This window comes from Sphingomonas edaphi (assembly GCF_003583725.1).
Lineage (GTDB): Bacteria > Pseudomonadota > Alphaproteobacteria > Sphingomonadales > Sphingomonadaceae > Sphingomicrobium > Sphingomicrobium edaphi.
In genome coordinates this window covers 950,142-964,736 of record NZ_QXTF01000001.1, presented here as the reverse complement: position 1 = coordinate 964,736, position 14,595 = coordinate 950,142, and the positions used below count along the sequence as shown (strand labels likewise).

The 14,595-nt window shown below is 63.8% G+C and carries 11 protein-coding genes; 5 read left to right on the top strand and 6 right to left on the bottom strand.

Going from position 1 to position 14,595, the window contains the following annotated elements; genetic code table 11:
- Positions 1 to 29: 29 nt before the first annotated feature.
- The 4 genes from pgeF to lgt are packed head-to-tail and all read right to left on the bottom strand — an operon-like array spanning position 30 to position 3,164.
- Positions 30 to 794 carry a peptidoglycan editing factor PgeF gene (pgeF, locus tag D3M59_RS04950; protein ID WP_119532125.1) on the bottom strand — a complete coding sequence of 255 codons (765 nt, stop codon included), beginning with the start codon at positions 792 to 794 and terminating at the stop codon, positions 30 to 32.
- Positions 791 to 1,300, bottom strand: a complete 510-nt coding sequence (locus tag D3M59_RS04945) for a GNAT family N-acetyltransferase (protein WP_119532123.1) — start codon at positions 1,298 to 1,300, stop codon at positions 791 to 793. The genes pgeF and D3M59_RS04945 overlap by 4 nt, the downstream gene beginning before the upstream one ends.
- Positions 1,297 to 2,277, bottom strand: a complete 981-nt coding sequence (locus tag D3M59_RS04940) for a class I SAM-dependent methyltransferase (RefSeq protein ID WP_233543137.1) — start codon at positions 2,275 to 2,277, stop codon at positions 1,297 to 1,299. Before D3M59_RS04940 ends, D3M59_RS04945 begins: the two co-directional genes overlap by 4 nt.
- Complete coding sequence (lgt, locus tag D3M59_RS04935) at positions 2,274 to 3,164, bottom strand: prolipoprotein diacylglyceryl transferase (protein ID WP_119532121.1); 891 nt, start codon at positions 3,162 to 3,164, stop codon at positions 2,274 to 2,276. Before lgt ends, D3M59_RS04940 begins: the two co-directional genes overlap by 4 nt.
- A 77-nt stretch (positions 3,165 to 3,241) precedes the next feature.
- On the opposite strand from lgt, the gene D3M59_RS04930 reads away from it, so the two are divergent.
- From D3M59_RS04930 to D3M59_RS04910, 5 genes are read left to right on the top strand one after another with little or no spacing between them, the layout of a single operon-like run.
- Positions 3,242 to 4,912 (top strand): class I adenylate-forming enzyme family protein, encoded by a 1,671-nt coding sequence (locus D3M59_RS04930; RefSeq protein ID WP_119532119.1) that lies wholly within the window; start codon positions 3,242 to 3,244, stop codon positions 4,910 to 4,912.
- A 2-nt stretch (positions 4,913 to 4,914) separates the two neighbouring features.
- Positions 4,915 to 7,044 carry a molybdopterin cofactor-binding domain-containing protein gene (locus D3M59_RS04925; protein ID WP_119532117.1) on the top strand — a complete coding sequence of 710 codons (2,130 nt, stop codon included), beginning with the start codon at positions 4,915 to 4,917 and terminating at the stop codon, positions 7,042 to 7,044.
- Positions 7,041 to 8,048, top strand: coding sequence for a ferrochelatase (gene hemH / locus D3M59_RS04920; RefSeq protein WP_119532115.1), 1,008 nt, complete (start codon positions 7,041 to 7,043; stop codon positions 8,046 to 8,048). Before D3M59_RS04925 ends, hemH begins: the two co-directional genes overlap by 4 nt.
- Positions 8,049 to 8,080: 32 nt before the next feature.
- Positions 8,081 to 8,803, top strand: coding sequence for an acetoacetyl-CoA reductase (gene phbB, locus D3M59_RS04915; RefSeq protein ID WP_119532113.1), 723 nt, complete (start codon positions 8,081 to 8,083; stop codon positions 8,801 to 8,803).
- Complete coding sequence (locus D3M59_RS04910) at positions 8,803 to 9,045, top strand: ribbon-helix-helix domain-containing protein (RefSeq protein ID WP_119532111.1); 243 nt, start codon at positions 8,803 to 8,805, stop codon at positions 9,043 to 9,045. Before phbB ends, D3M59_RS04910 begins: the two co-directional genes overlap by 1 nt.
- On the opposite strand, the gene D3M59_RS04905 is transcribed toward D3M59_RS04910, so the two are convergent.
- Together D3M59_RS04905 and D3M59_RS04900 are read right to left on the bottom strand one after the other, a co-directional pair.
- On the bottom strand, positions 8,992 to 9,864 hold the full coding sequence (locus D3M59_RS04905) for an ATP-grasp domain-containing protein (RefSeq protein ID WP_119532109.1): 873 nt from the start codon (positions 9,862 to 9,864) through the stop codon (positions 8,992 to 8,994). The genes D3M59_RS04910 and D3M59_RS04905 overlap by 54 nt on opposite strands.
- Positions 9,864 to 14,513 carry an NAD-glutamate dehydrogenase gene (locus D3M59_RS04900; RefSeq protein ID WP_119532107.1) on the bottom strand — a complete coding sequence of 1,550 codons (4,650 nt, stop codon included), beginning with the start codon at positions 14,511 to 14,513 and terminating at the stop codon, positions 9,864 to 9,866. Before D3M59_RS04900 ends, D3M59_RS04905 begins: the two co-directional genes overlap by 1 nt.
- Between the last annotated feature and the right edge of the window lie 82 nt (positions 14,514 to 14,595).

Sequence of the window (14,595 nt, the reverse complement as noted above, 5' to 3'; positions counted from 1 at the left end):
GCGCCATTAGCCGCTGGTGCAAAGCGGCGCTAGGGCGCGAGACCAATGATGGAGATTTGCCGCCCATAAGTCACTTCGCCGCGATGGGTCGAACGGCGATAGCTGTAGTAACGGCCTTCCAGCGAATAGGTGTCGAGCCCTGCTGCCTCGATTTTCCGGACCCCCGCCGCAGCAAGGCGACCAACCACATAGGCTTCGAGGTCAAAATGCGGTCGGTGCGCAGGGCCTTCCGCGAAAAAGCGGTCGCTGCCCGGGTCCTCAGCGAGCAGCCTCTCCGTAAAAGCAGAATCAACTTCGTACGATGCGCGGGAAATGCAGGGACCAACCGCCGCGGCGATGCGCTCGATGGAGGCACCTAGCGAAATCATCGCCGCAATAGCCTGGTCGGTTACTCCGGCAGTCGCTCCACGCCATCCGGCATGGGCCGCGCCGATGACGCCGGCCTGCACGTCAGCTAGGAGGACAGGTGCGCAATCAGCCGTGACGATGCCAAGCAGAAGACCCGCTCGGTCAGTCACTAGCGCATCAGCGTGGGGCCGCTCCGAATGGGTGACAGCTTCCCGCACGATGGCTGCGGTCGGCGAATGGACCTGATGGACGCTTGCCAGCGGCGCGCCGGTGATGATCGCATCTGCCGCGAGGCGCCGGTTGGCTTCAACGGCTTCAGCATCATCGCCGCTGCCCAGTCCACAGTTCAGGCCGGCCATCGCTCCAGTCGACAGTCCGCCGACGCGGCCGAAAAATCCGTGGGGAACGTGCTTAAGCGCGCCTGCGCGGACGATTGAGAGGCTCATAGCTTTAGCCTCATTACAATATCCTCGTCGGCGTGATTGCCGACCATGAAGGCGTAGGTGCCTTCTGCCTCGAAGCCCAGTTTCTCGTAGAAGCGGCGAGCGCGGTGGTTGTCGGTGAACACCGACAGGTAGAGGTGATCGGCCCGCCGGTCGCGGGCGCGCTCGATGACCCAGTCGATCAGCGCGCGGGCCACCCCCTGACCCTTCACCTCTTCGATGACATATAGCTGGCGCAGTTCCGCAGCCTCCCCGCGAGGTTCGAACGGCAGGTGTGGCGGTCCGAGTTTTGCATAGCCGACCAGTCTACCACCGAGCTCCGCAACCCGAACCTCGAAGGCTCGATCGTTAAGTTCCTTGGCCCAAGCTTCGACCGAATGCGACTTCAGGAAGATCGCGAGATCGGCCGGGTCGTAGAGGTGGCCAAAGGTGGCGATGAATGTATCCGCCCCAATAGTGGCTAGGGCGGCAGCGTCCGCGGTGATCGCTGTTCGGTAAGTGACCGTCATGCGCTTAGCCCGGCCACCTCGGGCCAGCCCTTTGACCGCACGGCCATTACCTTGAACAAACGACCCATTTCTTCCTCGTCGCACAACCGCCGGCGGGCAGCGGCAATTGCCTCCGTATCCTGCGGGTTCTTGGCCGCCAAGGTCATTGCCCGGGCGCCGATGCCCAGCGTTTCCAGCCAGGTTCCCTGTGACGCGATGTTACTCGCTGCCGCCCCCCCACGCCCAGCGGCGTCGGCCAACGCCTTAAAATCGACGTGGGCTGTCAGATCCTGCTCACCGGGATGATCGAGGACATAGGAATATTGGTGACACCGGACGCCCTGCAGCGTGTCGCCTTGCTCCCCGCCGGCATACCCATAGTCGATGATGATGGCCGCGCCGCCGTGTGTTGCCAGCCGCCACGAGAGCGTTTCGGCAAGGGATTGCCGCATAGGCGAATCTTCAAAGATGGGACCATCCCTATCGAACGCGAAGTGGCCACCCGCCACGATGACATGCCGTTCGCGGCCGTCGACGAATTGCCGGATTGGCAGCGCGTCGAAAAACTCATTGGCCACCAGCAGCAAGGGCATGGCTGGCAAACTGTCGATCGAGTCATGAAAAGCGGCTTCTGGCACCCGCTTGGACTGTGCCTCGCGCAATGCTGGGCTGGTTTCTACCAGGTGTGCTTGGCCAGCAAATCCAGATCGCCGCAACACCCGAAGCGCATCGGCGGCAAGCGTTCCGCGGCCGGGCCCGAGTTCTGCGTAAACGGCATCGCCCGGCTTGCCCGCCCGAAGCCATACATCAGCTAGCGCGGCGCCCACCAGCTCACCAAACATCTGGTGGATTTCCGGGGCGGTAGTGAAGTCGCCGCCCTCCCCGAGCGGATCGCGGGTGGCGTAATAATAGGCGTTGCAGGCCTCCATATAGGCCTCGACGCTGAGCGGTCCTTCGCTCTTGATCCGTTCAATGAGCGCCCGGCCTAGCGGGGTCACGCAATACTCGCGGTACCGACCGTCGGCTCAACCCTCACCCGACGCTTCTTGGCAGTGGCCATCAAGTAAATCCCGCCAAGGATCATGGGCACGGTTAGCCACTGGCCCATGTGCAGGCCGGTCGCCGCGGCGAACTCGGTGAGCTGGGCGTCAGGCTCACGTATGAATTCCACGCCGAACCGGAAAATGCCGTAGAAAAAGATGAACGCGCCGACGAGCTTGCCCGGTTCGTAACGCGCCTGGCTGCGCCAGAACATGACTGCCAGGATGGCGAAGAGGACGAGGCCTTCGAGCGCCGCTTCGTACAGTTGGCTCGGGTGACGAGGCGGACCCAGGACGGCTTGGCCGCCGACCGTCTCGACAAAGCGGATGGCCCAGGGAATGGTGGTCGGTGCGCCCCACAATTCGCCGTTCACGAAGTTCGCCAGGCGGCCAAAGAAGAGGCCAAACGGGACGCAGCAGGCTACGTAATCATGGATGCGTAGCCAAGGCAGGCCTTCCTTGCGTGCGAGGTAGAGAATCCCAAGCGAAGTGCCGATGACGCCACCGTGGAAGCTCATCCCCCCGTCCCACAGCTTCAGGATGTCGATTGGATTCTGAAGGTAATATGACAGGTTGTAGAAGAGCACATAGCCCAGCCGTCCGCCGAAAATGATGCCGAGCGAGGCGTAGAATACCAAGTCGTCGGCATGGCGTCGGGCCATTGGTGCGCCAGGCTGTTTCAACAGCTTCAGCAGGTACCAGTAACCGATGAAAATCCCGGCGAGATAGGCGAGGCTGTACCAGCGAAGCTGGAAGAAGCCCAGGTCGAGAGCGACCGGCGAAAGACCGAGATCCGGAAAGGCGATCGCGCCTGAAACTGCCGCCGCCAACACTGCTGAACTCATCGACCAAACCTCATGGGGCTTTCCCTTGCCGTTGCTGCCTCATAGGGTGGCATTAGCCAAAGGCCAAGGAGTGACGGATGCCCCTGACGGAACTCGACCGGAAGTTCGACGCGGTGATGACCGCCATTACCGGTCCCGGGGGGCGCGTCATACTGGACAAGGACGCGGATGGCCGGACGATCGTCGGGAATTTCCCGTCGACTTTGCCGCTGTTTTTCAAGACATTCTGCGCACTGAATGGCGCGGTCGAAGGCGTCGTCGCCGGTGACGAACGCCTCACCTTTTCGAAGCTCGACCAGCTGTCGGACAGGCTGGCGCGGGCGTTGGTCGGGCGGGGGATCGCCAAGGGCGACCGGATCGCTATCGCCATGCGTAACTGCCCGAGTTGGATCCTGGCCTATATGGCGACGGTCAAGGCCGGGGCGATCGCGACCCTGATCAATGGCTGGTGGCAGCCGGAAGAACTCGACCATGCACTGGCGCTGACCGATCCGGCGCTGACCATCGCAGACGAGCCGCGCGCTCGGCGCATTGCGGCGACCACATCCGGCGGGGCCATCGAGACGATCGCGATCGAACGACCGCTGGAGGAGGCTTTCGCGACGCTGCTGGGCGAAGCGTCGGACGATACGGCACTGCCTGAGATCCAGCCTGACGACGACGCGACGATCCTGTTCACGTCCGGTTCGACCGGCGAGGCCAAGGGGGCACTGTCGACGCATCGCGCGGTAACAACCGGCGTCTATGCCTATGCGACCAGCCTGATGACTCTTCGCGGGATCTTGGAATCCGAGGGCCGATCGCCCGTCAATCCGCTGAAGACGCTGGTGGTCGTCCCGCTGTTTCACGTGACGGGCGAGGTGCCGGTCATGCTCAACAGCTTCGTCATCGCTCGCGGCATGGTCCTGATGCCCAAATGGGACGCGGGCGAAGCTCTTCGCCTGATCGAAAAAGAAAAAATCACCTATTTCGTTGGGGTTCCGACCATGAGCCTGGAGCTAATGAACCACCCGGACCGCGACAATTACGACCTGTCGACGCTAACCGACATCGCCGGTGGTGGCGCGCCGCGCCCCGTGGCGCATGTCGACAGGCTTCGGCAAGCCTTCCCGAACAGTCAGCCTGCGCTGGGCTATGGCCTGACCGAGACCAATGCCGTCGGCTGCGGCAATTTCTGGGGCAATTACGCCGCGAAACCAGCATCGACGGGTCGGGCGCAGCTACCCTTTGTCGAGCTTGCCATCCTAGGCGAGGGCGACCGTCACTTGGAACCAAACGAGCGCGGCGAAATCGCGATCCGGTCGGCCGCCAACATCAAGGGCTATTGGCGCAATCCCGAGGCCACCGCAGCGGCCTTCACCGCCGATGGTTTCGTCCGCACCGGCGACATCGGCTATCTCGACGAGGACGGCTATCTGTTCATCGTCGACCGAAAGAAGGACATCATCATTCGCGGCGGCGAGAACATTTCTGCCGCCGAGGTCGAGGCCGCGCTCTATGCTTGCGAGGGCGTGGCCGAAGCGGCCGTCTTCGGCGTGACCGACGAGCGGCTGGGCGAGGTTCCGGTAGCCATTCTCCACCGACGCGAAGGAAGCTGCCTAAGCGAGGAAGATTTGCGTCAGTTCCTGGACGGGCGGCTTGCGGCGTTCAAGGTTCCGGCGCGCATGGTTTTCGTCGACGAGCCGCTGCCCCGGCTCGGCACCGGCAAGATCGACCGCATTGCGCTCAAGCAGCAATTCGCCGGCTAATTATGCGCTCACCGCGCTTCACGCGCCGCACCATGCTGATCGGCGGTGGCGCGGGCGTAGGCCTGTTGGTCGCCTATTGGGCATGGCCAAAGCAGCAGGGCAGCCCGCTGCGCGCTGGCCCCCGCGAAGCCGCAATCGGCGCCTATTTACGGCTTGCGACCGATGGCCGTGTGACGCTCGCGGTACCGCAGACCGAGGTGGGTCAGGGCATTTGGACCGGGCTTGCGCAAGTCGCCGCTGACGAACTTGGTGCCGCTTGGGAGATGATGGCCGTTGAGCCCGCACCCTCGGCACCCATGTATGCCAACCGCCTAATTGCGCGCGAATATAACGTCGACACCCGAATAACCGCGGGATCATCCTCGATACGGGCGTTCGAGCAGCCACTCCGCGAGGCGGCAGCAGTGGCGCGGGACCTGCTGTGCGCAGCAGCCGCCCAGCGCTGGGGCGTTAACGCAGCCGAATGTGACACAGCTGGCGGTTTCATCCTGCACGAAGGCAAGCGCCTCGGGTTCGGGGAGGTTGCGGCCGATGCGGCCACGACCATGCCGCCGGCGACATCATTAATCCGGGCGCCGGGCACGGGCGAAATTGCAGGTGAGTCCCTGCCGCGACTGGACCTTGCGGCGAAATCGGACGGCAGTTTCCGATTTACCTCGGACGTCCGACTGCCAAGGATGCTGTTCGCTTCGGCCCGGCTTGCGCCGCTAGGCGGCCGCCTGCGGGGCTTTTCTCGCGAGGGCGCCAAGGCCCAGAAGGGATTGTTGGATCTGGTCGTCCGTGACGGCTGGATCGCGGCCATCGGATCGACCTGGTGGGCGGCCGATAATGCGTTGACGCGGGCAGCGCCGAAATTCAGCGCCACCGATGGACCGGACGTGATGGCTCGCTTGGCGGATTTGCTGGCAACCGAAAATGGAGATCGCCTGTTCGAGTGGGGCGATTATGCGAGCGCCACCGACGGATCGCGCCCCTTGTCCGCGACGTATAGCATTGCGCCGACCCCGCATTATTCGCTGGAAGCGCCCGCTGCCGTTGCCCGCTTCACCCGCGATCGGTTGGATGTCTGGACGGGGACGCAAGTGCCCGAACTCGCGCGGGCGGCCGCCGCAAAAGCCGCGAATCTTCCCGAACGCGACGTGACCCTATACCCCATGCCGGTTGGTGACGGATCGGGAGGGGCGATGGGACTGGACGCGGTGACGATCGCGGTCGCACTGGCCCGCCACGCCAACCGCCCCGTCAGCCTGGCGTTCCCGCCCACCACTGCGCAGAACCACGATGCCGTCAGGCCGCCAGTGATGGCCAAGGTTTCGGCACTGCCTTCGCCCGGCGGAACGATCGCAGCGTGGAGCAGCCGGATCGCAGGGATGGCATCACTAGAGGCCGCGCTGGCGCGAGCAGGCGACGACAATGCCCCTGCCTATTCGCCGCGTGGCGCGACTCCGCCCTATGGGATCGAATCCATCCGCATTTCAGCCATCGATGCCGGCCCGGCATTGCAGGCCGGTTACATGCGCGGCGGCGACGAGGCATCGCTGACCTTCGTCACCGAAAGCTTTGTCGATGAATTGGCGCGGGCGATGGGAGCAGAGCCGCTCGCCTTTCGTGTCGGAATGCTTGGCGGCGCTCCCAGGCTGGCGCGCGCGATGTCCACCGCGGCAGCGATTGGCGGCTGGGACGGCGGCGCGCGGGGCAGTAACATGGGCATTGCCTGCGCAACCTTGTTCGGGTCGCATATCGGTTTGTTGGCTGAGGCAAGCATTGGCGCGGACCAACGGGTGAGGGTGTCGCGGCTGGTGGCTGCCGTTGATGCGGGGCGAATCGTCAACCCGGCATTGGTCCGGCAGCAGGTGGAGGGCGGTCTCATGGCTGCAGTGGCTGCCGCGACGGTGCCCGCGCCTGAATGGGTTGCCGGGATGCCGAAGGCGGCCCCGCTGCGTGGCAAGGGGTTCGAACGTCTCGCCGATGTGCCGCAGATCGAGGTGGAGCTGATCCGGACCGACAATCCGCCCGGCGGTGTCAGCGGTCTCGGCATGGCCGTCTTGGCCCCCGCCGTAGCCAACGCCATTGCTGCGGGGACGGGTAAGCGCTTGCGCAACCTGCCGTTCGACCCGATGGGGGCGGCATGACACGACCCGCCGACCATCCCGCCATTCCTTCACGCAAGATCGGCGTCCTGCTCGTTAATCTGGGGACTCCGGACGCGCCGGAGCCGGGAGCGGTGCGCAAATATTTGGCGCAATTCCTGTCCGACCCGCGAGTGGTCGAGATCCCCTCCTGGGCCTGGAAGCCGATCCTGCACGGGATCATTCTTCGCACCCGGCCCAAAAAGAGCGCGCATGCCTATCGACAGATATGGACGGAGGACGGTTCCCCTTTGGCCGCTATAACAGGGCGGCAGGCGGCCTCGCTTCAGGCGCGGCTTGGAGACGGGGTGCTGGTCGACTGGGCCATGCGCTACGGCAATCCCGGCATTCAAACGGCCATTGACCGGCTGTTCGCCGAAGGAGCAACCCACATCTTGGCAGCACCGCTCTATCCGCAATATTGCGCGGCCACGACCGCGAGTGCGATGGACGCGACTTTTGCAGCCATTGCCGCCAAGCGCTGGCAACCCGCGCTGCGCACTTTGCCACCTTATCATGACGACCCGCACTATATTGACGCATTGAAGCGCGATCTCGACCGGCAGCTTGCGGCGCTCGACTTCGTTCCGGAACGGTTGCTGCTGAGCTTTCACGGCATGCCCCAGCGCACGCTGGATCTCGGCGATCCCTATCATTGCCACTGCCAGAAGACTGCGCGCCTGCTCGGCGAGGCGATTGGAAGCCCGGTCGACATTGCGTTCCAGTCGCGCTTCGGCAAGGCCAAGTGGCTGGAGCCGGCGACGGATGCGATGCTGGCCGCTTATCCATCCCAGGGCGTTCGAAAGCTCGCCATCGCCGCGCCGGGCTTTTCCGCCGACTGTCTGGAAACCCTTGAAGAGCTTGGCATTCGCGGCCGCGAGCAATTCTTGGCCGCAGGCGGCACGCATTTTGCCCGGCTCGATTGCCTCAACGACAGCGACGAGGGGATGGGGATGCTCGACGCACTCATCCGCCGCGAACTTGCCGGATGGTGGCCGCCGTCCTAACCCGAACGAATAAATAAAATCAGGAGAGAGTCATGGCGCGTGTGGCGATCGTAACCGGGGGAACCCGAGGTATCGGCGAGGCGATCAGCGTCGCGCTCAAGGGTATGGGGATGAAGGTCGCCGCGAACTACGCCGGCAATGAAGAGCGCGCGCGCCAGTTCACCGAACGCACCGGCATTCCGGCCTATAAATGGGATGTGGCAGATCACGAAGCCTGCATGGAGGGCGTCAAGAAGGTCGAGGCCGACCTCGGCCCGGTCGATGTACTGGTCAACAATGCTGGGATCACGCGCGATACGACGATGAAGCGCATGGATCATCAGAAATGGCAGGACGTGATCGACACCAATCTGGGCGGCTGCTTCAACATGGCCAAGGCCGTGTTCGAAGGCATGCAGTCGCGCGGCTATGGTCGGATCGTGAATATCGGGTCGATTAACGGGCAGGCAGGTCAATACGGCCAGGTGAACTATGCCGCTGCCAAGTCAGGCATCCACGGCTTCACCAAGGCGCTTGCGCAGGAGGGCGCACGGAACGGAGTGACCGTTAACGCCATCGCGCCGGGCTATATCGACACCGACATGGTCGCCGCCGTGCCGCAGGAAGTTCTGGGCAAAATCATTGCCAAAATCCCGGTCAACCGGCTTGGCAAGGCCGACGAAATCGCGCGCGGCGTGGCATTCCTTGTCGACGAAAATGCCGGTTTCATCACCGGCTCGACGCTGTCGATCAACGGCGGTCAGCACATGTATTGATGGAGCTTGGAAAGCCCACCAAACGATCGGTGACGATCGCCGGTCACGAAACGTCAATCAGCCTTGAACCGGTTTTCTGGGCAGCGTTGGAGCGTGCATCGGCGGTGGCGGGATTGCCGGTCAACGCGCTGATAGCGCGGATCGATGTCGAACGGATGGGCGCGCCCGGCGGGCCGCCCAACCTGACTTCAGCCATTCGCCAATGGCTGTTTCTCAAGACCGGCGGCGGTGCGGATCGCTGACGCAAAAGCGGCGCCACTGTCGGACGAATGCTGTAGCCACAGCGCCGGCTCGATCAGCTCCAGTTCGATGATCGCAAGCGCGCCGTGGTTATTACGTACCATGTCGACGCGGGCATAGGTCGCTTCGGCGGGAGCGGCCAATAATGCTGCTCTCGCAAGCTCCACCGCGCCTTCGGGAGGATCGCAGGGCACCTCTGTCCCGCCCAAATGCGGCTGGACGCGATAGTCCCCCGCTTTTGGGCGTTTGACGATGGAATGGCTGAAATGGCCGCCGAACATAATGATAGAATATTCGCCTTCGCGTGCGACCGACTGCAGGTAGGGCTGGATTAGCATTTCCTTGCCGCGCGCCGAGGCGGGTAGGGGGTCGTCGGGTCCCAACTTGAACGTGCCGTCGGCAGATGCGGATACTGGCGGCTTAATGACCAGGGTGCTGCCGAACCGTGCGCGCGCCTCGTTAAGGTCGGACTCCTCGATGGCTTCGACAAGGATCGTTGGGATGACGGCGATGCCCTTGGCGCCCAATTCCGCGAGGTAGCGCTTGTCGCTGTTCCAGCGCAGCAGCGGGACCGGGTTCAAGGTCGGTACGCCGTCGCGTTCGAGCTGGTCGAGCAGCGCATGCCATCGGACGGGTTGCAGGTGGTATCCCCACGCCACTAGCGGCATGACGAGGTCGGCTTCGGTGAGACCGCCCATCTCCGTCCACGGCTGTGGCGTGACTTCGAAGCCCGCGTCCCTGAGAACGGCGGATTCGACGTCGTATGCCCAGTCCCACGCCTCGTGGAACTCGGGTGCAGGAACGAGGACTGTTGCGCGCATCAGCGGGCGAGCAAAATCCGGGCCTGGCCGGCGATCTGCGCGAGCATCGGGGCGGTGATGTTGCCCGACAGCTTTGCCCGCTCGACCAGCGCGCGGAATTGCGCGATGCGTCGCGGGTTGCGTTCGACCCAGCGTTCGACGCTGTCATACGGGTCCTCGCCGCGCGTGCGGTTGAGGAAATCGATCCGCAGCTGCTCGAAATCGCGGGCGATGCCGGCGGTCAGCAGTCGTTCCCAATGGTCGGACGGGACAAATCGCGCCACTTGTTGCTGGGTCCAATCGATGCCGAGCACTTCGCCAAGCTTGGTGTAGGCACGAGTAATCGCCAGCGAGTCCGTGCCTTTGCGGGCGCCCATCGCCGCGATACCGAAGACGCCGTCCAGCTCGTACAGTCGAACCAGTTCGTCGACCATGTCCATGCTGGCGCCGAGCGTGAGCAAGCGCTCGCGGCGCGAATCCGCCTCACCCCTAACTTCGTCGCGGATCAGGCTGGACGTTTCGCTGGCAACGGCCTGAAGGCCCGGCTGAAGGAGGTCGGTTACGGCCTGGACACTAGTCTCGCCGGCGGCCGCGCGGATGATGTCGCCCAAGTGTCCGCGGACGCTACGCGCAGCAGACGCGAACAGTTCGATGCGGGCAGCCTCGGTCACGTCCGCGGTTTCGATCTGCGCCCAGAGTCTGGGCAGTTCCAACAGGCGCTCGGCAACGAGGAATGCGGTGATGACCTGCGGTAGGCCAACGCCCTCCTCTTCAGTCATGTCCAACGCAACGCTTGGCCCCATGCGGTTGACCAAGCGGTTTGCCACCTTGGTCGCGATGATCTGGTGCCGCAGACGATGAGCACGGATCGCGTCGGGATGCGCCTTCTGCATCGGCGTCGGGAAGGCTGACAGCAGGTCGCCGTCCATGGTTGGATCGTCAGCCAGCTTCAGTTCTTCGGCCGCGTCCTGCAGGCTCATCTTGGCCATCGACAAGATAACCGCCAGCTCAGGCCGGGTCAGGCCACGCGCGTCGAGTCCGCGGCGAAGCAGGGCATCGCTGCTATCCAGCCCTTCAACCTTGCGGTCGAGGCGGCCGGCCGCCTCGAGCATTTCGATGGTCCTGACGAAGCCGGGAAGACCGGCCGGTCCGCGCGCTTCGGCGATCGACAGGGCCAGCGACTGGAGGCGATTGTCCTCCAACACCAATTCAGCCACTTCATCCGTCATCTCGGCCAAGAGAGCGTTGCGGTCCGCTTCCTCAAGCCGTCCCTCCCGCATTTCGCGGTTGAGCGGAATCTTGATGTTGACCTCATTATCGGAACAGTCGACGCCAGCCGAATTGTCGATGAAATCGGTGTTGATACGGCCGCCATGGACGGCGAATTCGATGCGGCCTGCCTGATTGATTGCTAGGTTCGCGCCTTCGCCGATTACCTTCGCCCGAACATCGCGCGCATCGACCCGTAGCGCGTCGTTCGCAGGATCGCCGACCTGCGGGTTCGTTTGTGCCGACGACTTGATGTAAGTGCCGATGCCGCCGAACCACAGCAGGTCGACCGGCGCTTTGAGGATCGCGCTGATCAGGCTGGTCGGGTCGATCGTCTCTGTATCGATGCCCAACGCCGCGCGGGCCTCGGCCGTCAGCTCGATTTCTTTCTGGCTGCGCGGGACGATCATGCCACCTGTCGACATGACGCTGCGGTCATAGTCATCCCAGCTTGAGCGGGGAAGGTCGAACATCCGTTTGCGCTCGGCCCAGCTTGCTGCGGGATCGGGATCGGGATCGATGAAAATGTGGCGATGATCGAATGCCGCGACCAGCTTGATCGCGTTGGACAGCAGCATGCCGTTGCCAAACACGTCGCCCGACATGTCGCCGCACCCTGCGACGCGAACCGGGTCCTTCTGGACGTTGATGCCCATTTCGAGGAAGTGGCGCTGCACCGAGATCCATGCACCCTTGGCGGTGATACCCATAGCCTTGTGGTCGTAACCGTTGGAGCCGCCGCTAGCGAAGGCGTCGCCCAGCCAGAAGCCGCGTTCCAGCGCAATCGCATTGGCGACGTCCGAGAATGTCGCGGTTCCCTTGTCCGCGGCCACGACGAAATAAGGGTCATCGCCGTCGTGGATCACGACGTCGGCCGGATGCATCACCTCATCCTCGACGATGTTGTCGGTCACCGACAGCAGCGACCGGATGAAGATGCGATAGCTTTCCGTGCCTTCCGCCAGCCATGCGTCGCGATCGAGCGACGGGTTAGGCAACTGTTTGGCATAGAAGCCGCCCTTGGCGCCGGTCGGAACAATGACCGCGTTCTTTACCAGCTGCGCCTTCATGAGCCCAAGGATTTCGGTGCGGAAGTCGTCGCGCCGGTCGGACCAGCGAAGGCCGCCGCGTGCGATCGGGCCGCCGCGCAGGTGGATGCCCTCGACGCGGGGGCTGTAGACCCAGATTTCGCGATAGGGGATCGGCGCAGGGAGGCCAGGGACCTGCTTGCTGTCGATCTTGAATGCCAGCGCCTCATTCGCAGCAACGGAGAATGCATTGGTGCGCAGCGTGGCGCCCACAACCGCGCGCATCAGACGGAGAATTCGGTCGTCATCAATGCCACGAACGTCCTTGAGCGCTTCGTCGAACGCAGCGCCCGCGGCCTTCACGGCGGCCGGGCGGCCCTGCTCGCCTGCTGGATCATGTCTCGCAACGAACAGGTTGACCAGCGCGGCCGTTGCAACCGGCGCGAGCCGGAGTGCGTCGACCACCGTGGCCAAGCCAAATGCGACGCCAGTTTGGCGCAGATAGCGGAACCAGGCGCGCAGCCAGACAACCGCGCGCGTCTCCAGCCCGGCAAATAGCACTAGCTGGTTGAAGGCATCATTTTCTGAATGACCGGCCAACACGTCGGCGATTGCCCGCTCGATCGTTTCGGCCCGTTCGAAGATCCCGGTGATGTTCGTACCGACAGGAAGTTCCAGCAGGCAATCGTGGATGTAGCTGTCCACGTCGCCCTCAACTTCTGTCGGAAGTTCCTCGAGTACGCGGAAACCGAAGTTCTCCAGGACCGGCACCGCTTCCGACAGGGCAATCAGGTCACCACGCCGGTAGATCTTCAGGCGCAGGCGGCAATTCTCGATCGGGCCGTCGCGGAAGAATCGCGCGTCCCGTTGATCGATGCCGTGCAGGCGATCGAGGCGCAGGATGTCCTGCGCCGCTTCCGACGGGTTCGTTTGCGTCCGGTAATGTTCGGGGAATTGGCTGGCGTAGGTGAGTGCCAGACGGGTACCGCGGCCCGCGCCGACTGCCTCGATGAGCGACTCCTCGACGCTTGGGCGCCAGCCCCGAACCATCGCGTCCAGACGCTCGTTCAGAAGCTTGATGTCGGGGGTCGCCTCGTCGGCCTCGATATCGAGCGTATAGCGAATGAGGGCGAGGTCGCCTTCGCCAAGTTCGACCGACCAGCTTGTCACTTCGCGGCCGGTAGAGTCTTCGAGCATCTCGCCAATCGCGAGGCGGCGGCCGGTGTTCAGTTCCTCCCGCGGCAGCCAGACGAAGGCAAACAAATGGCCTCTAAGGATGCTGCGCAGCAGCAGGATGGCCGGACGCGGACGGTCCGCCAGCGACATCGCCATGGTGACCAGCTCGCGCCCGCTTTCCGGGCTGAGATTGATCAACAGGTCGCGCGGGACGGAGCCGAGGGCATGGCGTAGCGCCTTGCCGCTGTGGCCGGAGGGGTCGAAGCCGAACGCCTTGTCCAGCTCTTTCAGTCGGCGGCGAAGCACCGGGACTTCCTCGGTCGGAAGGATGAGCGCCTGACTGGTCCACAGGCCCGCGTGGACGCCGATGCCGGTGACCTTACCGCCTTCGCGGATTGGCACCGCAACCAGGTCGAGCGGGACGCGGCGATGGACCGTCGATTTCCGCTCGGCCTTGGCGATCAGCGGAACGGCTCCGCCATTTTCGAAATAGCGAATTGCGCCTTCGCTTCCGCCCTTGTCTGTCGGTGCGCCAGGGATCGAGAAGATTCCGAGAGTTCTCGACGGCTCTTCGCCCGGCCGTTCTACTTCGTAACCAAGCAGGGTCATCGCGCCGTCGGCGAACCAGTTTAGTAACGCCGCGCCTTCGGGATCGTCGATGTTGGCGGCGTCAGCGCGCATCTGCTCTTGCAGCTTGCGCCAGTCGCGCACGGCGACGCGGACGTCGGCCAGTACGGCGTGAAGTTCATCATTCAATTCAACGCGGCCACGCGCGTCGGCGCGGTCGAGTTCGATGTACATCATCGATTCGCGGCGGCTCTTGTCCTCGCAACTTTGTTCGACGGCCTTCAAGCGGCCGTCGAGGTCGCGATCGACGCACATCACGGGATGCAGCAAGCGGTGGATGGTGAGGTGGCGGCCGGCGATCGCGTTCGCGATGGAATCGACCAGGAACGGCATATCGTCGTTGATGATCGCGATCCGCATGCGGCGGCGGCCGGCTTCACCACCGGTCGATTCGATACGAAGCGCAACCTCACCGGGCTTCCGCACCTGGGCGACCTCCGCCAGGAAGCGCGCGGCTTCAGCCTGATCCTCGCTGCTGAACCCATCCAGTTCGCCCGCCAGGGCGTTGCGCACCAGCGCTTCCTGCAAACCATCGATCGTCGCCGTTTCCGCGCGCGTAACCACCGTCATGTCCTGCTAAAGCTCCGCATGTCTCGCGATGCGGCGGGGCCTAGTCCCGCGCGCCGCGTTAAGCAACAGTCGGAAAAGGTCG

Bases quoted from the DNA above. Each gene is read 5' to 3' on its own strand.
- pgeF (WP_119532125.1), bottom strand. From the start codon at position 794: ATGAGCCTCTCAATCGTCCGCGCAGGCGCGCTTAAGCACGTTCCCCAC.
- D3M59_RS04945 (WP_119532123.1), bottom strand. From the start codon at position 1,300: ATGACGGTCACTTACCGAACAGCGATCACCGCGGACGCTGCCGCCCTA.
- lgt (WP_119532121.1), bottom strand. From the start codon at position 3,164: ATGAGTTCAGCAGTGTTGGCGGCGGCAGTTTCAGGCGCGATCGCCTTT.
- D3M59_RS04930 (WP_119532119.1), top strand. From the start codon at position 3,242: ATGCCCCTGACGGAACTCGACCGGAAGTTCGACGCGGTGATGACCGCC.
- D3M59_RS04925 (WP_119532117.1), top strand. From the start codon at position 4,915: ATGCGCTCACCGCGCTTCACGCGCCGCACCATGCTGATCGGCGGTGGC.
- hemH (WP_119532115.1), top strand. From the start codon at position 7,041: ATGACACGACCCGCCGACCATCCCGCCATTCCTTCACGCAAGATCGGC.
- phbB (WP_119532113.1), top strand. From the start codon at position 8,081: ATGGCGCGTGTGGCGATCGTAACCGGGGGAACCCGAGGTATCGGCGAG.
- D3M59_RS04910 (WP_119532111.1), top strand. From the start codon at position 8,803: ATGGAGCTTGGAAAGCCCACCAAACGATCGGTGACGATCGCCGGTCAC.
- D3M59_RS04905 (WP_119532109.1), bottom strand. From the start codon at position 9,864: ATGCGCGCAACAGTCCTCGTTCCTGCACCCGAGTTCCACGAGGCGTGG.
- D3M59_RS04900 (WP_119532107.1), bottom strand. From the start codon at position 14,513: ATGACGGTGGTTACGCGCGCGGAAACGGCGACGATCGATGGTTTGCAG.